The following is a 17,862-nucleotide window of genomic DNA, read 5'->3' as shown; positions in this document are numbered from 1 at the left end:
AGGCGCCGCCATGCTCGCGGGACTGTCCGCATGCGGTCCCGACGCGTCCACACCTAGCGCGGAAGGCGCCTCGGGGGCGCAGGCCACGTCCGCGGCCAAGGCTCGTTCCCTGCAAGACATCAAGGATTCGGGCGTGCTTAACGTGGCCGTATTCTCCGACAAGGCGCCGTTCGGCTATGTGGACGACAACGGCGACTATGCGGGCTATGACGTGGTGTTCGCCGATCGTCTGGCGAAGGATCTTGGCGTCAAGCCGCGGTACACGGCCGTCGACCCGTCCGCGCGCGTGGACGTGCTTACGAGCAACAAAGTGGACGTGACGCTTGCCAACTTCACCGTAACGCCCGAACGCGCCGAAAAAGTGGACTTCGCCAAGCCGTACATGAAAGTGTCGCTCGGCGTCGTCTCTCCGAACGGGGCGGTTATCCGCGACGTGAAGGATCTGGCAGGGAAGATGTTGATCGTCGCGAAAGGAACGACGGCGGAATCGTATTTCGAACAGAACCATCCGGAAGTGAAGCTGCAGAAGTACGACCAGTACGCGGACGCGTACAACGCGCTGCTTGACGGGCGCGGCGACGCGTTCTCCACCGACAACACCGAAGTGCTCGCATGGGCCAAGAAAAACAAGGGATACACGGTGGGCATCACGGAACTCGGCGACGCGCAGACGATCGCGCCCGCGGTGCAACAGGGCAACACGCAGCTGCTCGACTATATCAATAATGAAATCGTCAAACTCGGCAAGGAGCAGTTTTTCCTTAACGACTACCGCCAAACGCTAGAACCCGTATACGGAGACGAAGTCGATCCGAGCGAAATCGTCGTGGAAGGGGGAGTCGTAAACCAGGCGTGACTATAGTGACGGCAATGCCGCCATTAGTCGCGCACGCGTGTCGCATAGAACGCCACGGCGCTTGAGGCGGCGACATTGAGCGAATCCACACCATTGCTCATGGGAATGCGGACGGTAAGGTCCGCGTTGGCGATGGTGTGGTGCGACAGGCCGTCGCCTTCCGTGCCGAAAATAAGCGCGAGCTTTGGAATGTAGCTCGGGTCGTTCGGGCTGCAGTTGAGACGGTCGACCAGATCGTCCAAGGAAATGGAGTCGTCGCGGAGCGCCATGGCCACCGTGGTGAAGCCGAGGTTATGAAGCTCCTCAAGGCCTTTCCACGGCCAGAAATGCTTGTCGTCGCCGCCGATGCGCGTCCATGGAACCTGGAAGACGGTTCCCATCGATACGCGCGCGGCGCGGCGGTACAGTGGGTCGGCGCATGATGGCGTGGCGAGCACGGCATCCACTTCGAGCGCGGCGGCTGAACGCATGATGGCGCCCACATTCGTGTGGTCCACAATGTTTTCCAACACGGCCACGCGGCGCGCCCCCGCGCACAGCTCCTCCACGCTCGGAAGCGCCCAACGGCGCATGGCGGCGATGGCGCCGCGGTGCAAACGGTATCCCGTCAAGCTTTTGAGCTGTTCCTCGCTGGCCACATATACGGGAACGTCCGGGCCCCAATGCTCGTCAATGTACGCGAATTCGCGCGCCATGCCTTCGATCCACTGCTCTTCGACGAGCAGGGAGATGGGTTCGCGGCCCGCTGCGAGCGCCCGGTCGATCACTTTGGGGGATTCGGCGATGAACAGGCCCTTGGCCGGTTCGAGCTTGTTGCGCAACTGCAGTTCGGTCAGATTCGTGTATGCCGCGACGCGCGGATCGCTGATGGACTCGATATGGATGAACTGCATGGCGTACCTTTCCGCCGATAGGGGCGCGTGACTGTACCTGGATGTTTACAAACTTGCAAAAGCCACCATTATTAAACCACGCATGGCATCCATAGGGCCCTGGGCGGCGGGAACATGTGCTGTTTGTGTTTTTCCGCTTATTCTTCTGCATTTTGAGACGTAAAACCCGGCGTGTCTGTCTCATTTTGCAGAAGCCTTCAAGAATCTTGAATACTTTGGTTCCTTCCTCTGCATTTTGAGACGTGAAACCCGGCGTGTCTGTCGCAAAATGCAGAAGTTGATGGAACTTGCCGGGCGTTTGCACCGTCCAAAGAACAGCAAGTCATGATTCATCCATATGTATGGAAAAATTTTTAAAAAAAATGCATGCTGAGACACGCCGATAAGGCAATGATAGGGACGTGGACTGGGACTCTGGGACCATCCAAATCTGTTCGTGCCCAATCCGTGCCCAGCAAAATCAAACGGTAGAGCAGAGGCACATAAACAAAAAACCCTTGATTTTCAACGAAAACCAAAGGTTCTAAGTGGTGTCCGGAGCGGGACTTGAACCCGCCGCTTATAACGGTCAAAATCGTTGGAAATTAAGGAAAACGTCACCGGAAAAACGTCCCGTGCCCAGTTCGTGCCCAACTTTCAATCACCAGACGATTTCAACAGGCGGTCAAGGCTCTCGCTCACCGAGTCCAAATCGTCATCGAACAAGTCGGCGTACACGTCAAGCGTCATGGCTGCACTGGCGTGGCCTAACTGCCGTTGGACGGCCTTCACGTTCGCTCCTGACCTGACCATGAGGCTGGCGGCGGTGTGTCGCAGGTCGTGGACGGTCATGCGCGGCACGCCGGCCGCGTCGCACGCGCGCGTGAACCAACTGGATCCGGTCTTGGGCGAGTCGACCTGCATGATATAGCCGGTCGGACTGGTCGGATCCGCGAACAGCAGATCATCGTCCCCCTTGCCGCGCACGGGCAGCAGCGGGCCGAGCACGGCGGGGAACATGACGGTGCGCAGTTCGTGGGTCTTCGGCGTGCCGACGACGATCCGCCGGCAGACTTCGGTGGCGCTCTTGTTGATGTCGAAGCGGCGCCGGTCGATGAGGATCAGGCGTTTCGACTCGTCGTAGAGTCCGTACGTCTTGTCGGGGAGCAGGGCGCTGCTGACGCGCACGTCGAGGTCGAGTATTGCGTTGCGCATCTGCCCGTAGGTCAATTGCGACAGGTCGGGCAGGACGCGGCTTCGAGTTGTCGTAGTGCTGTCCATCATCGGTATCCGCTTTCCGGGAAGGGTGTGTCGTCGGTCGTCATTTCGCTATATCCTTGTTCCGTAAGGTCAACTTGAGTGGATTACAGCTGGGTTCCCGAATGGGAGTAAGACTTTGGGTCGAGAATTCCTTTGCTCCTGGGGTTGGCCTTTCACTGTCTTTGCATGCGCGATATCTTCTCCTTCAGTTTCCGGATGACGTTTTCCGGGTCCTTGGTTATCTCGTCGACGATGAAGTTGACGGCTGACTCCGAATAGATGTAGGAATTTGGAAATTAAGGAAAACGTCACCGGAAAAACGTCCCGTGCCCAGTTCGTGCCCAACTTTCAATCACCAGACGATTTCAACAGGCGGTCAAGGCTCTCGCTCACCGAGTCCAAATCGTCATCGAACAAGTCGGCGTACACGTCAAGCGTCATGGCTGCACTGGCGTGGCCTAACTGCCGTTGGACGGCCTTCACGTTCGCTCCTGACCTGACCATGAGGCTGGCGGCGGTGTGTCGCAGGTCGTGGACGGTCATGCGCGGCAATCCCAGTTCGTCGCACGCGCGTGAGAACACGTTCGTGCCGCTCTTGGGCGAGTCGAACTGTTTCATGTGCCCGTCACGCGAATCGGGATCATGGAACAGGATCGCTCTTTTGGGCCTTCCGTCCACTGGAAGCATGTCGGCCAACATTTTCGGCATGGTCACGGTACGCATCTCATGGGTTTTCGGGCTTCCCATGACAACCTTGTTGCGGGCCACTTGTGTCGCGCTTTTCGTGACGCTCAAACGTCTTCTGGCAATGTCAACGTCGCCCACGGTGAGCGCCGCCGCTTCCCCCCATCTCAAACCGGTCAAACCCAGCGTCAACAGGAACAAACGGTATTTCGGCCCGCATTTCGCGGCCAACGCGAACAGTTGGTCTTGTGTCAGGTACGGGTGTTTTCCCTTGCGTTGTTTGCGCGGCAGTTCCACACCTTCGCATGGGTTATTGCCGATCATGCGGTCTCTCACAGCGTCCGCGCAAATGCCCGACAGTATGCCGTAGGCTCTCAACACCACGGTTGCAGACTTGGGTTTGCCGTCGATTTTCCCTTCATGGATTTTGTTGACCCAGTGTTGCACCATCATGCGGGTGATCCGCGCGACGGGCATACGCGCGAAGGTTGGTGCCACGTATTTGCGCCATGCGCCTTCCAAGTCGTCCATGTAGGACGGTTTTACTCGGATGCGTTTCTTCGCCGCCCATGCGCCCCACAATGTTTCGACGCGAACCATGCCGTCTGACGGGTTAACGAACGCGCCGTGGGCTATGGCCGTGGTGACGTGTTCCGCCGCCCATTTTTCGGCGTCCGCTTTCCGTTTGAACCCGCGTTTGTCGCTCTGACGCCCGTCAGGTTTCTCGTATCGCACGCGGTAAAAGGTTTTGCCCGACTTTATCGCGTACTTGGTTATCGTGACCATACGTCACACCTCATTTCAGGATGGTTGGCGCAATGCGTGCAGAAATCGCGAACAATGGACGGGATAACGTCCAACTCGTCCGCAATGCGCCAAATGTTGCCCGAATACTGTTCTTCCAGTTGCGCGTACTCTTCGACGCCGATGAGCGTGAGCGCGGTCAGTTCCCTTGTCCGCCGCTCGCTCTCCTCATCGCAATTATCGTCGCCGCGCATCCAGTGGATCAGCTCGTGCGTGAGCGTACACCTTTTTGCGGTGTACGTGAGTCGTTCGTCCAACAGGATGGTTTTTGTGGCCTTGCAGTACACGCCGCACCATCCGTTCGGCAAGTGTCTGCTTGTGGCAATGGTTAGGCCGCTCACATTGCTGTAAGCGGCCCTCATTTGACTATAGGTCTTGTGTTTCCAGCCGTCAGGCAGGCTCAGACCATCCGTCTTCGAAATAGTTTTCCTTATTGTCGTCTTCATATGCCGCCAATCCTAGGTTTTGCGCAATTGCATTTTCCGTTTCTTTAATGTGGGAGTTTTGGTCACGGTCGATGATTTTTTGCGCGTCCTCGAACAGGTCGGGCACTGTCACGTTCATGGCTTGCGCGAGTTTGTGCAAATTGATGACGTTGATGTTGCGCGTTCCGTGCATGATTCGGTCAAGTGTCGTTGAGGGGATTCCAGCTCGCGCCGAAAGTTCCCTCAGCGTGATTCCTACCACCGCTCTCCTTGCTTGGAGCGCTTTTGCCATCGCTGTGTTCATGTCCATGGTCATTCTCCAATAGTTTGTGTCATTTTTATATCTTATCTAAAAACGCTAGAAACCCCCAAATGGGTGACACGCCGTTTAACTGTTGAAATAGCACCGAAATGTGAGATGACCCCCGAACTGGTTTGACGTCCCCCCAAATGGGGGTTAGAGTGAAAGTCATGGATTCAGAAACTTACAGCGAAGCCGTTGCGGCAAACATCAAGGCTGTAATGGCTTCGCAAAAACTCAACAGACAAACGGTGTGTGACCTTACCGGTATTCCTTCAACGACATTCGACAGGCGTCTCGCACATCCCGAAAACAGCCCGTTCAACACGAATGAGCTTGACCGCATCGCCAGAGCGTTAGGTGTTCCGATCACCGAGCTTGTAGCGGTGGAAGACCCAACAAAATAAAAAGCTGCACGCTATCGGAACGTGCAGCTAAGGAGTTTGACCAAAAATGACAAGTTCCATTATACAGCAAACTTTCGAAGGACACGGCGTTCGTATTATCGCCGACGATCAAAACGAACCGTGGTTTGTTGCCAAGGACGTTGCTCTCATTCTTGGATACCGTGACGCGGCGAACATGCTACGCAACTTGGACACCGATGAAAAGGGTACTCAGAAAGTGAGTATTTCCCATGATTCCAACGATTTCCGGCGTATGGCGGTCATCTCGGAATCCGGCTTGTACTCAGCAATCATGCGCCGCGAAGTGGATTACGTCAAGGACGAGCAGGCTAGGGCAACAGTTAAAAACTTCCAGCGTTGGATAACGCACGAAGTGCTCCCCAGCATCCGCAAGCATGGCGCTTACATGACCGGACAGGTGATCGAACGCACGCTCACCGATCCTGACTATCTCATCCAACTTGCAACCACATTAAAAGAGGAACGCGCCAAGCGTCTCGAAGCGGAACGCACTCTCGAAGACCAGAAACCCAAAGTGTTGTGGGCGAAGGCTGTGGAAACCAGCGGCAAAGACATCCTCATCGGTGAACTCGCCAAAATCCTCAAGCAAAACGGTGTAGAAACCGGACAACGCCGACTGTTCGAATGGTTGCGCGACAACGGTTTCCTCATGAAGAGGAACGGTATCAAGAACATGCCCACCCAGAAGAGCATGGAAGCGGGATTGTTCCGCATTATCGAGAAACCGTTCAACCATTCAGACGGCCACACCGACATTTCATTCACGACGAAGGTCACGCCTAAAGGCCAAGAATACTTCATCAACCGTTTCATACAGGCGGGCGGTATTGAATGACATACAGGCTGCTCACAGTCAAAGACTTAGCGGAACGGTGGAACTGTTCAAAGGCAACCATATACAAGCTCAACCATTTCGGTGAAATGCCACCAGCCGTGCGACACGGGAAACGAACAATCGGTTGGAAACCGGAAACCATCGAACAGTGGGAAACCGACCACGAAACACCACTTAGATAGAAGAAGGGGGAACACGAAATGCACAATCCATGGAACGACATTCAGTGGCAAGAACTTGCCGACATCAAAGACTCGCGTCCGGGCGACTTCGTATCGCTCTACGACAACAACGGCAACATGAACGCCTTCACCATCGGAATCGTCCGCCACTACGCGGAAACCGGCACCCACATCTTCATCCCAGCCGACAACAGCGCCAGCTACACCACAGCCGACGACGGTAAGAGCCGATGGCACCATTCAACCGTCTTGCGCAAAGTCGCACAAGGAAAGGACTAGACCCGTGGATTTGGAAACCGAACACCAGGCGATTGACGACATCAAACGTTGGATCATCGCCGACAGGTCGATCAGCCGATTAGAAGGCGCCCTCCAAGTCGTCGCCGACACGGAAAGCGACACTGACCTTGGCCGCGACTGTCTGCGCGCGATCAACACGATCAACATGCTGAAAACGCATCTGAACATCATCCGCATCGATTTGAACTACTAGAAGGGGAACATCATGAGAATACGAGCCGCCGTCGTCATGGTCATCAGCAGCTTCATTGCAGGCTTCGGTTTGAGTTTCGCTTGCACCCACACGAATCTTCCGGTTGGCGCCCAGTGCGCCCAATGGCAGATCACGGTAGCGGCGATTGTCGCGATCATAGCGGGACTCGCATTCGCGTGCAGCGTGCTCACACTTGTACACGAGGAGCCGGAAGAATCCTGATGGAATTGCTGTCGCTCACGGTGCTTGGAGACCCGGTTTCGAAGCAGAGACCCCGTTTCAGCCGGGCTTCCCAACGCACATACACACCGGCGAAAACACAGAAAACTGAAAAACGTATTCGCGAACAGTTCCAGACCAAGTATCCGAATTTGGAGCCGTTGGAAGGGTTGGTTCGTGTAGAGCTTCAGTTCTACATGGCCAGCCGTCAGCGTAAGGACACGGACAATCTGGTGAAGCTTGTGACCGACGCTTTGAACGGTGTGGCTTACAAGGATGATGTGCAGATTTGTGAACTGTTCGCCCAACGTTGGTATCCAGACCGGAAGGTTGCGGGTGCCAACGGTAGGAAACGCAACCGTAAGGCGGGTGATCCGCTTACGTATTTCGGCCAGTCGGGGGAAGCGAAAACGGTGATCCTGATACAGCCGACACCTTATGAGGAGGAGGAAAGGTGCACGATTTTGATGAAGTGATCGAACTGTCAGAAGAGCAGCCGGAACAGCCTGAAGAACAGCCTGAAGAGCAGTCTTCCGAGGAACCGACCGAAGAAGAGCAACTGTTGGCCGACCTCAAGGCCATGACGGTGAAAACCATCGTCCGCTACAACGATTCGAAACTGTTCGCTGACGGCCTGTACTACATCAGCAAGTATAAGGCGAACATGATCGCGGAAAACCTGACGGGCATACTGTTGGCGCGTCTCGCACCGACAGACCCCGCGCCGTTCGATTCGAAGCTCAGCTTGTACGCGCACTACATGAACGTGCATGAGAGCATCGTCAAGATTCTTGAGGACAACGACATTACGTGCAACAAGCTTGAACAGGTTTATTTGTACCGTCACGAGGATGTGGAAACCATGGCCGCACAGGTCATCGAGACCATTCAGACCGAAAACACACTGTAAGGAGTATCAATGAGCAGCGAGAAACCAGTGCTTCCCACCCAGAGGAAGGCCGCTCTTATCAACTACGTGAACAATGCGTTAGGCAAAATGTGCGACGGGAAGGAATGTATGCGCGGCATTGAGCTGTACGCCATCAGTAACAGCAACGATGCGATCATACCTCTAATTATCGGCACGGTCATCGGCTACTACTTCTACGACCGTCTGAACAAACAAGAGTATGTAGCCAGCAACGATGAATATTTCGCCAATTTTCCCGACCCGCAATGTTCGAACGACGAACTCGTGCGGCGTATCCGCCGCATTCTCTCCACCAACGATTTGTTGAAAGACCGCGATAAGGGCGACCACTACCTGTTCGACAAGACGGCGCTCCATACCGTCACGGAACAAATCGTCGGACTGTTTTTCGACTAGCCATGAGAAAGGGAGTGACCAAAAATGAGCGAACGAGAAATCGCGGAACCGCAAAACATACTACCCGGCGACTTCGTGTATCTACGCAAACCCGAAACGGACGTGATTATCGCGTTCACCGTGGGCACCGCAACGCACGGGAACGGAACCCACTGCTTCACGCCAAAACTCGGACGAACCCCATACGTGACCGGAAGCGGCAAATGGGAGTTCATGAAGGGAACGCGCCAACCGTTCAACTTTGAAGCGACCGTCCCTGAACCGCCGTCCAAGCGTATCAAGTATCCGCCGTTGGAAGAACGGCAGCGGATCATCTTCGAAAACTTGGAAACCATGATCGAACGGGCGAAAGACAAAACGTTGTGGATCAGCGAGATAGGGGAAACCGCGAAGGAAATCGACCAACAGTTTGAACAGTTTCCTGAAGACCCGCGTCTAGCGCCCACGGCTGACCGTCTCATGAAGGCCGAACACCTGTTGGACGGGATGCTTAACTGCTTGAGGGAACAGATACGAACCATCCAGCATCTTCACAAGAAGGGGAAGTAAATGACCAGCGAAATTGAGGAAATGATCGGCGAAATGGGATACAAGGAAGCATCCCAGAAGGCCGCTTACGCGCAAATGCTGATCCGTCGTTTGGAAACCGTGGTGAAGGCGTTCAAAACCGTGTACGAGGATCAGATTGAGTCGGCGGAAACCGTGAACATCAACGGTAGTCCGGCGGCGACGATCACGAAAACGCGCGGAGGCGACGGTTCGTGGGTGGTGGAAGACCCGAAAGCTTATGGGCGCGTATTGAAAGACATTAAAGCCGCCGTTGAAGAAAAAGCGCTTCCTGAAGCTTGGGAAACGATCCCGATGCCACGCGAGGAAGCGTGCACGCAAGACTACATCGAACGTCTTATCCGTGACCATGACGGCCAAGTTCCGCCCGGCGTCGTCCATAAGCCGGGACGCGCGGGAAGCGTGCAAATCAAACCCGACCGGGCGTTCCTCCACCAGCCGCTCACACCCGAAACGATAAGCGAACCGTTCCAACTCACTGAAAGCAGCCAAGCATGACCAGCAGCACTCTTGTTCCTTCCACCTTGGAGGAGCAGAAAACCTACGCGGAACTCGTCGCCCAGAGCACGGGCATGGTTCCCGCCGCATACCAAGGAAAACCAGCGAACATTTTCGTCGCCATACAGTACGGTTCCTCTCTCGGTTTGGAACCGATGGCTTCCCTCCAAGGAATCAACGTGATCCAAGGAAAGCCGACACTAAGCGCCCAAGCGATGCTCGGATTGCTCAAATCCCAACATTTCAAGGTGCATATCACGAAGGACGACGAGAACCAGCGGGTGACGGTTGAGGTGATCGACCCCGACGACCCCGACTATTCGACCGTTTCGGTCTGGGATATGGCGAAGGCGCGGAAGGCGGGTTTGGGCGGCGACCAGTATTGGACGAAGCAGCCGATGACGATGCTCAAGTGGCGTGCCGTGTCTGAAGCGGCAAGGGAAGCGGCCCCGCACCTGTTTCTCGGCTTGGGTGGCGCGTACACGAAGGAAGAGCTTGAAGAGTCCGTCACGGTGGAGAACGTGGAGGAGACGCCGCGCCCACGCTCACCGTATTCAAGTTATACGCGCAAGCCGGAACCAGTGGAGCCGGAAGTCGTGGAAGCGGAACCCGTCGAACCCGAACCGATCAACCTGATCATCCAAACGATGCGCGAAAACGGCGTGGACACCGCCCAAAAAGCACGGCTCGTACTCACACAAATCGTCGGCGTTGAAAACGTCAACGACATTCCCGCCGACAAGCTCGAAACCCTGTGCGCGAACCTTGACGGTTTCGCCCACGACATCCAGCAAACACTAGGAGACAACAAATGATCCAAGTAACGTTCACCGGCAACGCCGGACAAGACCCCGAAACCAAGACCTTCAATAACGGCGGGAGCATCACGCAAGTGAACGTTGGCATTGGTCAAGGATACAAGGATCGTGCTAGCGGCCAGTGGATTGACAAGGGTACGGCGTGGGTGACTGTGAAGGCCAACACCAGCCAGACGAAGGAAACCCTACAGCACGTACATAAGGGCACGCACCTGTTGGTGACAGGCTCGCTGACTGTCCGCACCTACCAGAAGCAGGACGGTACGCAAGGCACCGCGCTGGACGTGAACGCCACGGCCATCGCGATCATTCCACGCAAACAGCAGCAGATGCAGCAGCCACAGCAGCCCATGCAGCAGCCGGTGCAGCAGCCACAGCAGCAGAACACTTGGGCATCAATGCCAACCGGCACAGACCCTTGGAGCCAAGGCTCCTTCAACCAAGAACCCGAATTCTAGGTTAACCAACAAACCGCCGCAAGTGGGCTTCACCATACTGGTGTCTGCTCTGGCCCGCTTGCGGCACCCACGTAAGGCCACCACCATGAGCTTCCAACCATACACCGGCACATGCAAACAGTGCGGGCGCACGATGCGCGTAACCCGCCACAATTCCGGCCTGTGCTGGAAATGCGGCAGACAAGGGCCTTGCTCCTGTTGCGGCAAGGAATGCCGTATCAGATACAAAGGCCGGACGTGCAAAGACTGCTTCTGCTTCCTCTACCCGTCACTCGCGGGCATACCTAACCCGCCTGTCCAAACATGGGTGTCCGAATACGCGCACGAAGACATGGAAACCAGAAAACTCATAGTCCAATACAGGGGCATCAAACAAGGAGAACCAGAATGGCAAACAAGAAATACTCGCCGGACGTGATCGCTGACATCGAACGGATCGTCAACAACGATTTCTTCCGCAAATACAACAACTATCCGAAACTGTGCAAGGTGTCGCAAGCGGCCGACCTGTTGGGTGTCACCGAGGGGAAAATCCAAACCTTGTGCGCGGAAGGCGTCCTTGAATCCATCAAGTACGGGAACGCGCTGTGGATCAACATTCTCAGCGTGTGCGCTTACGCGAAGGCCAACAACACCCAGTATCAGCCTTACGTGTATTGCACGCGAGACCCGTACCGTTACCGCATCGGCATGAAGGAGAACGCATGAGCATGACCACTCTCCAACCGTACAAGGAACGGTTGCACCGCAACCAGTTCTTCCGTCAGAACGCCGTGTATCCGCGTCTGATCACCGTTGACGAAGCCGTGGAAATCAGCGGCATGTCGTCTTCCACGATCCGTGAGGAAATGCGCCGCAACGCTTTCCCCTCGATCAAGGATCACCACAGGAAAATGTGGATTGAATACCCGACTTTCTGCACATGGCTTCGTTTCAAGAAGGGGAACATGCAATGAAAAGGTCTGATCGTATGCGCCCGCTGCCGTGCAAGGCGTGCGGAAGAACCGACTGTTTCAAGTATCAGGGTGTCCTGTGTATCGACTGTTTCAGGAAAGTGCGGCCGGACAAGTACCAGAAGAAGCTGGACAATTCACGCGCGTATTACTGGAAAGAAAAAGCGTCCCCGACGACGGGCGTGTGCAGCAGTTGCCATCGTGACCGTCTGATCGCCAATAAAACCCGTTGGGTGTGCGCGAAGTGTGTCAACCATAGGCCGTGCAGCATGTGCGGCGAAATCAAGTACTCGAATTATACGGGTGGCTTGTGTGTGGATTGTCTCCGCCGTTACAGGCCGGAAGATTACGCGGAATTACAAGAACGGGCTAAGCGATACCGGGCGAGCAACTTGCGCAAGCCGTGCGAAGACTGTGGCGAGGGGAAACGGTACGGGGGTTCACGCTACTGCTACCAGTGCTGGAAGAAGCGTAATCCCGACCAGTATCGGCGCATGTTGGAGAACAAGAAAGGTGGCGGTTACAGGCCACTTCCGGCCAAGCCGAAACCCGTGTACAAGAAGCCGCGTCCGGCCAGCGATTACATACTCGCTGACAACGCCGTTCAAGAGTTGATCAGCAATTTCAGGAAAGGATCAGCGTCATGAAATGCGTACAAATCCTCGAATTGTTCGGGGGTAAAAGCCTTTTCAGCGCCCTACTAGGCATCAAGCAAGCAGACGCCACGACTTTGTTCTAGGAAGGAGACCTCATGAGCACGCGCACGCTGATTGAACAGATCATCGGTGACATCCAAGCCGAAATAGCCGGTTGGGAAGCCGACTGGCAGTTCATGGAAGACATGAACACGAACATCGTTGACGCGGGGGAAACCATCGAAACTATCTCCACCGCAATGGTACGCAAATGCTACAGGCGCATCGGTGAGGCCAAAGAAAACAACCTTGACGATACCAGCGAAGAAGGTGACGCATGACCAGCCACAAGAACTACCGCGAGTAATACGATCTAATCGTCTCAATCAAAACATACACAGAAACATGTGAAAACCTCTTCTACTGGGCAATCGAACAACTCAAAAACGCAAACACGGTCAACGACCACTGCAGTTTCAACACGGTAATAGGCGACGAACTTAACGACGCACTCGGCTGCCTCTGCGAATCCCGAATCAACGCGCGAAAGCATCTCAGTAAAGCACTAGAAGCAATCAACCAAGAACGCGAACACATAGAAGAAGCAACATGGCCAACAACAAGCGAGGAGGAATCATGAGCCGCAAGCTAAACCAGCTTGAATCCAGACGACCAGGCATCTGACATTACCGCCTGCACCGTAGCCGGACTCCTCAACCAAGGGGGAAACCACAGAACAAATCCGCGACTACTTGAAATGGACACTGCCACGACCGACTACCTCATCACCATCAGCCTCGTAGGCGTCTGCATCCTCATCAGCTACCTCGTAGCCAACCACAAATGAAAGGCAACCATGAAAGACCACACCGAACAGTTCGAAATATCATTCCATGACGCCATGCGCATTCTCAGCTGTCTAGAAGGCACGTCAGACACTACCCGATACCTCGAACACATAGAAGAAGCAACATGGCCAACAACAAGCGAGGAGGAATCATGAGCGGCAGTAGGCAATACAAGACGCGCCACCTTACACGCGAAATGATCGAGTTCATGGACTCGCTACTTGAATTCATCGTCCTTCGAAAATCCGTGGAAATAGTCGCTTGCACGTCCGACTACCATCCGACGAAAGCATCAGCTGAAGAATTCGTCAAAGCCTACGAAAAAACGTTCCTATCAAAAATATTCAAAAGCTGTTTGATAGCAAAGCGAAAGAACGAGTACGAGACCTGATCATTAAAACGTTCGATAACTTCGCATGGGCACAAGTGATTTCATGCGCCATATGTCGGAAGACGTAATGATCCCCATTGCCGACGAATCCGACAAGCAGCTCCAACGCTGTGAGGAAGTGATCGAAAACTACCCGGGAAAAAAGTCCATCACGACGCTTCGTCAACCATTTCAGGCTGACGATCCCGCAACAGCTTGCCATTGACAAGCACAAAGAAGAAGTGGCGCGACGCCATCGAGAGAGGAAGAATCGATGATCGACTTCGACAGCATCGACGACAACGAAATACGCGACAAGTTGGAGGAAATGTTCGGCCATTTCAGCCGCTACGTCATCATCGTGGACGTCGTAGACCCCATCGTCAACCCGGACGACACCCACATGTATTTCACCTACGCGCGACACCAGAAAGACTACGAAAGCATCGGCTTGCTACACGAAGCTTTAAGCCTGTTTCAACCGCCCGAACGTATCGAAGGGGACGAATGAGAGAAGACAGTAAAGACACGATCAGGCGCATCATCCGCGAGCACATCCGTTTGCGCATGTACACGGACAACGCTTTCGAACCGTTCGACGTGGACGGTTGCGCCAACGACATTGCCGACGAAATATTCGACGTTTTGAAAGAGGAAGAGGTGACACCATGAGCTTGCAAGCGTTCATCTGGGCGTCGTTCGACAGTCCCGCGAACATCAAGTACTCAAGCTACCGCGTGCTGTTGGCGTTGGCGAACGAAGCTGACATGAACGGGCGTGGCGCGATGCCGGGCATCACGAACCTTATGGAACAAACACATTTGAGCGAGTCCACGATTTACCGTGCCATCAAGGAGCTGAAGGCGTGCGGCGTGATCCGTCCGGGCGACCCGCGCAAGGCGCAAGGCTATCCGGCGAACCATCGCCCACTCGTATGGGACTTGGCAATGACCGAAAAACAGGGGTGTCAAAATGACACCTCTAACCTAGGGGTGTCAACAGGGGTGTCAGTAGGGGTGTCAGTAGGGGTGTCATCTGTTGACAGTAAACCCGAAAACCCGAATACCCATAAACCCTATATAGTCAGTCAGTCTCTTAACTTAACTAATAGGGAAAACGGTGACACCGACCGACCGACTGGAAAAGAAAAACCGGACGCGAACCCACAGCTCAAACGCCAGTGCCGTGACCTCGGCGTCAACATGGACGACGAATGGGACAAGCTGTTGGAACACGTCGCCAACACGGGACAACAGCCGCGCGATTGGACGCGCGTGTACGAAGCATGGCTTGAAAAGGCCGTCGCCTACGCGCAACGCCACAAGCCGAAGAAAGACCCGCGTACCGACGCGCAATGGTGCCATATCCGTGACGTGATCAACGACGCCAACGGCCATGAACTCACGCCGAAGCAGATAGCCCGCCTACGGAAAACGTTCTTCAACGGCCACATGACACCGGACGAAGCGACACAAGCGGTAATCGATGAAGCCGAAACCATGGGCTTGACCACACCGGAATGGACACGATCATGAGCACGCGCGACATCATAGCCGAACGAGACAACGGGTGTTGCGTCCGTTGCGGCAAATACTGCATCGGCCAAACCGCAAGCATCCACCACCGCAAACGCCGCTCCCAAGCCAACAAACGCGAACGAGACCAACCACAAAACCTAGTGCTCCTATGTGGCACCGGAACCACCGGATGCCACGGGTGGGCGCACGCGAACGTGGCAGACGCGCAAACCATGGGTTATCTGCTCCACTCGTGGGAAGACCCCGCCGCACGACCCGTCTACACGAAAGACGGGTGGAAACAGCCACTAGAAGACGGAACCTATAAGACAATCAACTAAACCGAAGGGGAAGAGATCATGTACAAGGAAGACGAACTGCTCGCTCAGGACGGGATCAACGCCGCCAAAGCCGACGACGTGGAAGTCAAGTACTTGGACGTGTACATGAAGGGTTTCATTGCCGGGCACGCGCGTGGCTACATGGACGCCTACGACATCGGCTATCAGGAAGCGTTAATGATGGTTGAACCTTACTCGGAAGGAGAGTCAGGCTGGTGTTGGGCAGATGAGAGAGCGTGACCTGCTCAACCTTTTGAAACGTGTTCAGCGCGAACTTCTTGAAGCCGCGCTGGACGGTTCCATCGACAAGCGTGCGCGTGACGAGATGGGCGAAGCGGAATGGCATATCAGTTCAGCCGCCCACCATATCCGCGAACAACTCAAACATCACGAATAAAACGGTTTACCTTCCTCTCTGACGAACGGAAAACGAAAATGAGAACAGTATGTCAGAACTGTTGGCGGGAACGCGACAACGACAAATTCTTGTGCGACAAATGCTCACAACAGTTCCTCAACGACCTGCAATATATCGCCGCATACACGGACGAACTCGAAAACTACAAAGTGAACCGCGCGTTCGGACACCAGCCTGACCCCGTGGGCGCACACACGCAAGCGGTCATCCCGCCCGAACCGATACGTCACAGCGTGTTCATGCTCCTGTACGACGACGACGGTATTGAAATCACCGTAAGGGCGTTCGCCACAAACCTCGCGTTACGCAAGAAAACGCGCGACATGAGCATAGCGCAAACGGCGAAAACGATCCTCACCGAGAGGGTGAACGTGGCGGAAGGCAAGCCGGAACGCAAATGCCTGTACGACCTCACGACGCCATTGTACGCGAAGCAGATACACCATCTAGTCGAACGCATGAGGATTTTCCTTGAGCCGGAAGAAACCGAATCGGTGATTGTCGGCCCGTGTCCCAACAAGAAATGCGGGATAAGCCTAGCCATGCGCCCGCATGACACGACCGTCGAATGCCCACGATGCCACTCAACATGGGCGGTATCGTTCCTCAAGGCGGAACGCCAACAGCGCATACTCGCGTCCGCGTACACGGGCACGCAACGAGACCTACGATCCATGCTTCAACAGTGCGGCGTCAACGTGAACGCTTCGACCATGCGCAACTGGGTCGCTCGCGGCAAGCTCAAACCCGTAAACGACGACGGGAAACCCGTGTACAAGATGGCCGACGCCTACATGCTTGCCGAAAACATCACGCCCAAAACCGAACCGAACCTGTGGGATAAAATCGATGGGAGACAAAATGCTGCTCAGTGACCGCGACATCATCCACGCGCACAATACGGGAATGTTCGAACTCACGCCGTTCAATCTCGAACTTGTCCAACCGGCAAGCGTTGACGTGCGACTTTCCAACCAGTTCCGCCTGTTCGACACGCCGAAAACGGATTGCGTGGACACCGCCAACCCCGAAGACTCAACACGGCTGGTCACGATACCCGACACACGCCCGTTTGTGCTCCACCCCGGACAGTTCGCTCTCGCCTGCACGTATGAGCGCATACGGTTGGGAACCCTGTTGGCCGCACGGTATGAGGGGAAAAGTTCACTCGGACGGTTGGGATTGCTCACGCACATCACGGCCGGATTCATCGATCCGGGATTCGAAGGCTCGATCACACTTGAATTGGCGAACGTGAGCGGTATTCCGGTCAAATTGTGGCCGGGCATGAGGATCGGCCAACTCTGCTTCTTCCGCATGTCAAGCGCCCCCGCACGCGCGTACGGGCACGAGAGCCTAGGCTCCCACTACCAGCACCAGCAAGGCCCCACGCCAAGCTTCCAAAAATGACAGAAAAATAAGGAAAGGAAAACAATGGAAACAGCAAACCACACGGACATGGCGTTGGACGCGGCGCTCAAATTCATGGGGGACGGCAATGGCGAAGCTGAACGCTAGAGGACGCAAACGCATAAAGAAAAACAATTTCGCCATACCGTCCAAACGAAAATACCCGTTGACACTCCCGTGATTGAAAATCACGGGATTCCTGCGAACTGGGCGTGCTTGGCACTTGGCTTGCGCGCCTGATGTCAGAGGCTTCCCATATTGAGCAGGCTATCCCCGATTGTCGGTCGGTTCCTCTTTTGTCGTTATTCCCCGCTTCCGTTGAGTCGAAGCGCCTCATCCCTGA

The 17,862-nt window shown here is 55.0% G+C and carries 33 protein-coding genes; 27 read left to right on the top strand and 6 right to left on the bottom strand.

Annotated features, from left to right (window positions below; genetic code table 11):
* Positions 1–856, top strand: an 856-nt coding sequence (locus tag BMAGN_RS06675) for a cysteine ABC transporter substrate-binding protein (protein ID WP_034250449.1), incomplete at its 5' end; no start/stop codon positions are given.
* Between the two features lie 23 nt (positions 857–879).
* On the opposite strand, the gene BMAGN_RS06670 is transcribed toward BMAGN_RS06675, so the two are convergent.
* From BMAGN_RS06670 to BMAGN_RS08170, 6 genes are all read right to left on the bottom strand, one after another.
* A complete protein-coding gene (locus BMAGN_RS06670) occupies positions 880–1,749 on the bottom strand; it encodes a TrmH family RNA methyltransferase (protein WP_022859762.1) in 870 nt (289 codons plus the stop codon).
* A 636-nt stretch (positions 1,750–2,385) separates the two neighbouring features.
* Positions 2,386–2,943, bottom strand: a complete 558-nt coding sequence (locus BMAGN_RS06665; RefSeq protein WP_051892945.1) for a tyrosine-type recombinase/integrase — start codon at positions 2,941–2,943, stop codon at positions 2,386–2,388.
* Between the two features lie 218 nt (positions 2,944–3,161).
* Positions 3,162–3,269: a hypothetical protein gene (locus BMAGN_RS08775; protein WP_162176176.1), complete on the bottom strand. Its 108-nt coding sequence runs from the start codon at positions 3,267–3,269 to the stop codon at positions 3,162–3,164.
* 67 nt (positions 3,270–3,336) lie between these two features.
* Entirely contained in the window at positions 3,337–4,458 is a 1,122-nt protein-coding gene (locus BMAGN_RS06660) for a tyrosine-type recombinase/integrase (RefSeq protein WP_022860403.1), read from the bottom strand.
* On the bottom strand, positions 4,446–4,784 hold the full coding sequence (locus BMAGN_RS06655) for an ImmA/IrrE family metallo-endopeptidase (protein ID WP_152593300.1): 339 nt from the start codon (positions 4,782–4,784) through the stop codon (positions 4,446–4,448). The genes BMAGN_RS06660 and BMAGN_RS06655 overlap by 13 nt, the downstream gene beginning before the upstream one ends.
* Positions 4,785–4,866: 82 nt before the next feature.
* The gene (locus BMAGN_RS08170; RefSeq protein WP_160257216.1) at positions 4,867–5,211 is read right to left on the bottom strand and encodes a helix-turn-helix domain-containing protein; all 345 of its coding nucleotides are present in this window, start codon (positions 5,209–5,211) and stop codon (positions 4,867–4,869) included.
* 161 nt (positions 5,212–5,372) lie between these two features.
* Here BMAGN_RS08170 and BMAGN_RS06645 point away from each other — a divergent pair, with 161 nt between their 5' ends.
* From BMAGN_RS06645 to dcd, 26 genes are all read left to right on the top strand, one after another.
* The gene (locus tag BMAGN_RS06645) at positions 5,373–5,609 is read left to right on the top strand and encodes a helix-turn-helix domain-containing protein (protein ID WP_034250443.1); all 237 of its coding nucleotides are present in this window, start codon (positions 5,373–5,375) and stop codon (positions 5,607–5,609) included.
* A gap of 46 nt (positions 5,610–5,655) precedes the next feature.
* Positions 5,656–6,465 (top strand): phage antirepressor KilAC domain-containing protein, encoded by an 810-nt coding sequence (locus BMAGN_RS06640; protein WP_022860399.1) that lies wholly within the window; start codon positions 5,656–5,658, stop codon positions 6,463–6,465.
* Positions 6,462–6,647, top strand: coding sequence for a helix-turn-helix transcriptional regulator (locus tag BMAGN_RS08770; protein WP_081640937.1), 186 nt, complete (start codon positions 6,462–6,464; stop codon positions 6,645–6,647). Before BMAGN_RS06640 ends, BMAGN_RS08770 begins: the two co-directional genes overlap by 4 nt.
* 18 nt (positions 6,648–6,665) lie before the next feature.
* A complete protein-coding gene (locus BMAGN_RS06635) occupies positions 6,666–6,926 on the top strand; it encodes a hypothetical protein (RefSeq protein ID WP_022860398.1) in 261 nt (86 codons plus the stop codon).
* Positions 6,927–6,930: 4 nt separating this feature from the next.
* On the top strand, positions 6,931–7,140 hold the full coding sequence (locus BMAGN_RS06630; protein WP_022860397.1) for a hypothetical protein: 210 nt from the start codon (positions 6,931–6,933) through the stop codon (positions 7,138–7,140).
* 12 nt (positions 7,141–7,152) lie between these two features.
* Positions 7,153–7,362, top strand: coding sequence for a hypothetical protein (locus tag BMAGN_RS08425; protein WP_022860396.1), 210 nt, complete (start codon positions 7,153–7,155; stop codon positions 7,360–7,362).
* Positions 7,362–7,835, top strand: coding sequence for a RusA family crossover junction endodeoxyribonuclease (locus BMAGN_RS06625; RefSeq protein ID WP_022860395.1), 474 nt, complete (start codon positions 7,362–7,364; stop codon positions 7,833–7,835). The genes BMAGN_RS08425 and BMAGN_RS06625 overlap by 1 nt, the downstream gene beginning before the upstream one ends.
* On the top strand, positions 7,814–8,269 hold the full coding sequence (locus BMAGN_RS06620) for a hypothetical protein (RefSeq protein WP_026502148.1): 456 nt from the start codon (positions 7,814–7,816) through the stop codon (positions 8,267–8,269). The genes BMAGN_RS06625 and BMAGN_RS06620 overlap by 22 nt, the downstream gene beginning before the upstream one ends.
* A 9-nt stretch (positions 8,270–8,278) precedes the next feature.
* A complete protein-coding gene (locus BMAGN_RS06615; RefSeq protein ID WP_022860393.1) occupies positions 8,279–8,686 on the top strand; it encodes a hypothetical protein in 408 nt (135 codons plus the stop codon).
* A gap of 24 nt (positions 8,687–8,710) precedes the next feature.
* Positions 8,711–9,235 (top strand): hypothetical protein, encoded by a 525-nt coding sequence (locus BMAGN_RS06610; protein WP_022860392.1) that lies wholly within the window; start codon positions 8,711–8,713, stop codon positions 9,233–9,235.
* Positions 9,236–9,751, top strand: coding sequence for a hypothetical protein (locus BMAGN_RS06605; protein WP_022860391.1), 516 nt, complete (start codon positions 9,236–9,238; stop codon positions 9,749–9,751).
* The gene (locus BMAGN_RS07930; RefSeq protein WP_022860390.1) at positions 9,748–10,566 is read left to right on the top strand and encodes a recombinase RecT; all 819 of its coding nucleotides are present in this window, start codon (positions 9,748–9,750) and stop codon (positions 10,564–10,566) included. Before BMAGN_RS06605 ends, BMAGN_RS07930 begins: the two co-directional genes overlap by 4 nt.
* Entirely contained in the window at positions 10,563–11,027 is a 465-nt protein-coding gene (locus BMAGN_RS06595) for a single-stranded DNA-binding protein (protein ID WP_022860389.1), read from the top strand. The genes BMAGN_RS07930 and BMAGN_RS06595 overlap by 4 nt, the downstream gene beginning before the upstream one ends.
* Positions 11,028–11,414: 387 nt before the next feature.
* Entirely contained in the window at positions 11,415–11,735 is a 321-nt protein-coding gene (locus tag BMAGN_RS06590; RefSeq protein WP_022860388.1) for a MerR family transcriptional regulator, read from the top strand.
* A complete protein-coding gene (locus BMAGN_RS06585) occupies positions 11,732–11,983 on the top strand; it encodes a hypothetical protein (protein ID WP_022860387.1) in 252 nt (83 codons plus the stop codon). The genes BMAGN_RS06590 and BMAGN_RS06585 overlap by 4 nt, the downstream gene beginning before the upstream one ends.
* Positions 11,984–12,731: 748 nt before the next feature.
* Entirely contained in the window at positions 12,732–12,956 is a 225-nt protein-coding gene (locus BMAGN_RS06575) for a hypothetical protein (RefSeq protein ID WP_022860384.1), read from the top strand.
* A gap of 631 nt (positions 12,957–13,587) precedes the next feature.
* Complete coding sequence (locus BMAGN_RS06565; RefSeq protein WP_152593299.1) at positions 13,588–13,854, top strand: hypothetical protein; 267 nt, start codon at positions 13,588–13,590, stop codon at positions 13,852–13,854.
* A 52-nt stretch (positions 13,855–13,906) separates the two neighbouring features.
* Positions 13,907–14,059 (top strand): hypothetical protein, encoded by a 153-nt coding sequence (locus tag BMAGN_RS06560; RefSeq protein ID WP_155802541.1) that lies wholly within the window; start codon positions 13,907–13,909, stop codon positions 14,057–14,059.
* Positions 14,060–14,107: 48 nt separating this feature from the next.
* Positions 14,108–14,344: a hypothetical protein gene (locus tag BMAGN_RS06555; RefSeq protein ID WP_022860379.1), complete on the top strand. Its 237-nt coding sequence runs from the start codon at positions 14,108–14,110 to the stop codon at positions 14,342–14,344.
* Positions 14,341–14,505 carry a hypothetical protein gene (locus tag BMAGN_RS08345; RefSeq protein ID WP_022860378.1) on the top strand — a complete coding sequence of 55 codons (165 nt, stop codon included), beginning with the start codon at positions 14,341–14,343 and terminating at the stop codon, positions 14,503–14,505. The genes BMAGN_RS06555 and BMAGN_RS08345 overlap by 4 nt, the downstream gene beginning before the upstream one ends.
* Positions 14,502–15,368: a helix-turn-helix domain-containing protein gene (locus BMAGN_RS07925; protein ID WP_022860377.1), complete on the top strand. Its 867-nt coding sequence runs from the start codon at positions 14,502–14,504 to the stop codon at positions 15,366–15,368. The genes BMAGN_RS08345 and BMAGN_RS07925 overlap by 4 nt, the downstream gene beginning before the upstream one ends.
* Positions 15,353–15,691 (top strand): HNH endonuclease, encoded by a 339-nt coding sequence (locus BMAGN_RS08765; RefSeq protein WP_022860376.1) that lies wholly within the window; start codon positions 15,353–15,355, stop codon positions 15,689–15,691. Before BMAGN_RS07925 ends, BMAGN_RS08765 begins: the two co-directional genes overlap by 16 nt.
* A gap of 18 nt (positions 15,692–15,709) precedes the next feature.
* Complete coding sequence (locus BMAGN_RS06540; protein ID WP_022860375.1) at positions 15,710–15,931, top strand: hypothetical protein; 222 nt, start codon at positions 15,710–15,712, stop codon at positions 15,929–15,931.
* Positions 15,918–16,088 (top strand): hypothetical protein, encoded by a 171-nt coding sequence (locus BMAGN_RS08340; protein WP_022860374.1) that lies wholly within the window; start codon positions 15,918–15,920, stop codon positions 16,086–16,088. The genes BMAGN_RS06540 and BMAGN_RS08340 overlap by 14 nt, the downstream gene beginning before the upstream one ends.
* A gap of 38 nt (positions 16,089–16,126) precedes the next feature.
* Positions 16,127–16,984: a hypothetical protein gene (locus BMAGN_RS07920; RefSeq protein ID WP_152593298.1), complete on the top strand. Its 858-nt coding sequence runs from the start codon at positions 16,127–16,129 to the stop codon at positions 16,982–16,984.
* A complete protein-coding gene (dcd, locus tag BMAGN_RS06530) occupies positions 16,971–17,519 on the top strand; it encodes a dCTP deaminase (RefSeq protein ID WP_022860372.1) in 549 nt (182 codons plus the stop codon). Before BMAGN_RS07920 ends, dcd begins: the two co-directional genes overlap by 14 nt.
* The last annotated feature ends 343 nt before the right edge of the window (positions 17,520–17,862 follow it).

Origin of the sequence: Bifidobacterium magnum, assembly GCF_000741255.1 — a bacterium.
Classification (GTDB): domain Bacteria; phylum Actinomycetota; class Actinomycetes; order Actinomycetales; family Bifidobacteriaceae; genus Bifidobacterium; species Bifidobacterium magnum.
This window is presented reverse-complemented; position numbering and strand designations above follow the sequence as displayed.

Coding starts and splice junctions, on each gene's coding strand:
- BMAGN_RS06605 (WP_022860391.1), top strand. CDS start 9,236: ATGACCAGCGAAATTGAGGAAATGATCGGCGAAATGGGATACAAGGAA.
- BMAGN_RS06610 (WP_022860392.1), top strand. CDS start 8,711: ATGAGCGAACGAGAAATCGCGGAACCGCAAAACATACTACCCGGCGAC.
- BMAGN_RS07925 (WP_022860377.1), top strand. CDS start 14,502: ATGAGCTTGCAAGCGTTCATCTGGGCGTCGTTCGACAGTCCCGCGAAC.
- BMAGN_RS06640 (WP_022860399.1), top strand. CDS start 5,656: ATGACAAGTTCCATTATACAGCAAACTTTCGAAGGACACGGCGTTCGT.
- BMAGN_RS06665 (WP_051892945.1), bottom strand. CDS start 2,943: ATGCGCAACGCAATACTCGACCTCGACGTGCGCGTCAGCAGCGCCCTG.
- BMAGN_RS06635 (WP_022860398.1), top strand. CDS start 6,666: ATGCACAATCCATGGAACGACATTCAGTGGCAAGAACTTGCCGACATC.
- BMAGN_RS08425 (WP_022860396.1), top strand. CDS start 7,153: ATGAGAATACGAGCCGCCGTCGTCATGGTCATCAGCAGCTTCATTGCA.
- BMAGN_RS08345 (WP_022860378.1), top strand. CDS start 14,341: ATGAGAGAAGACAGTAAAGACACGATCAGGCGCATCATCCGCGAGCAC.
- BMAGN_RS08170 (WP_160257216.1), bottom strand. CDS start 5,211: ATGGACATGAACACAGCGATGGCAAAAGCGCTCCAAGCAAGGAGAGCG.
- BMAGN_RS06595 (WP_022860389.1), top strand. CDS start 10,563: ATGATCCAAGTAACGTTCACCGGCAACGCCGGACAAGACCCCGAAACC.
- BMAGN_RS06575 (WP_022860384.1), top strand. CDS start 12,732: ATGAGCACGCGCACGCTGATTGAACAGATCATCGGTGACATCCAAGCC.
- BMAGN_RS06585 (WP_022860387.1), top strand. CDS start 11,732: ATGAGCATGACCACTCTCCAACCGTACAAGGAACGGTTGCACCGCAAC.
- BMAGN_RS07930 (WP_022860390.1), top strand. CDS start 9,748: ATGACCAGCAGCACTCTTGTTCCTTCCACCTTGGAGGAGCAGAAAACC.
- BMAGN_RS06540 (WP_022860375.1), top strand. CDS start 15,710: ATGTACAAGGAAGACGAACTGCTCGCTCAGGACGGGATCAACGCCGCC.
- BMAGN_RS06625 (WP_022860395.1), top strand. CDS start 7,362: ATGGAATTGCTGTCGCTCACGGTGCTTGGAGACCCGGTTTCGAAGCAG.
- BMAGN_RS06660 (WP_022860403.1), bottom strand. CDS start 4,458: ATGGTCACGATAACCAAGTACGCGATAAAGTCGGGCAAAACCTTTTAC.
- BMAGN_RS06590 (WP_022860388.1), top strand. CDS start 11,415: ATGGCAAACAAGAAATACTCGCCGGACGTGATCGCTGACATCGAACGG.
- BMAGN_RS06645 (WP_034250443.1), top strand. CDS start 5,373: ATGGATTCAGAAACTTACAGCGAAGCCGTTGCGGCAAACATCAAGGCT.
- BMAGN_RS06560 (WP_155802541.1), top strand. CDS start 13,907: ATGTCGGAAGACGTAATGATCCCCATTGCCGACGAATCCGACAAGCAG.
- BMAGN_RS06555 (WP_022860379.1), top strand. CDS start 14,108: ATGATCGACTTCGACAGCATCGACGACAACGAAATACGCGACAAGTTG.
- BMAGN_RS07920 (WP_152593298.1), top strand. CDS start 16,127: ATGAGAACAGTATGTCAGAACTGTTGGCGGGAACGCGACAACGACAAA.
- dcd (WP_022860372.1), top strand. CDS start 16,971: ATGCTGCTCAGTGACCGCGACATCATCCACGCGCACAATACGGGAATG.
- BMAGN_RS08765 (WP_022860376.1), top strand. CDS start 15,353: ATGGACACGATCATGAGCACGCGCGACATCATAGCCGAACGAGACAAC.
- BMAGN_RS08770 (WP_081640937.1), top strand. CDS start 6,462: ATGACATACAGGCTGCTCACAGTCAAAGACTTAGCGGAACGGTGGAAC.
- BMAGN_RS06670 (WP_022859762.1), bottom strand. CDS start 1,749: ATGCAGTTCATCCATATCGAGTCCATCAGCGATCCGCGCGTCGCGGCA.
- BMAGN_RS06565 (WP_152593299.1), top strand. CDS start 13,588: ATGGCCAACAACAAGCGAGGAGGAATCATGAGCGGCAGTAGGCAATAC.
- BMAGN_RS06615 (WP_022860393.1), top strand. CDS start 8,279: ATGAGCAGCGAGAAACCAGTGCTTCCCACCCAGAGGAAGGCCGCTCTT.
- BMAGN_RS08340 (WP_022860374.1), top strand. CDS start 15,918: ATGAGAGAGCGTGACCTGCTCAACCTTTTGAAACGTGTTCAGCGCGAA.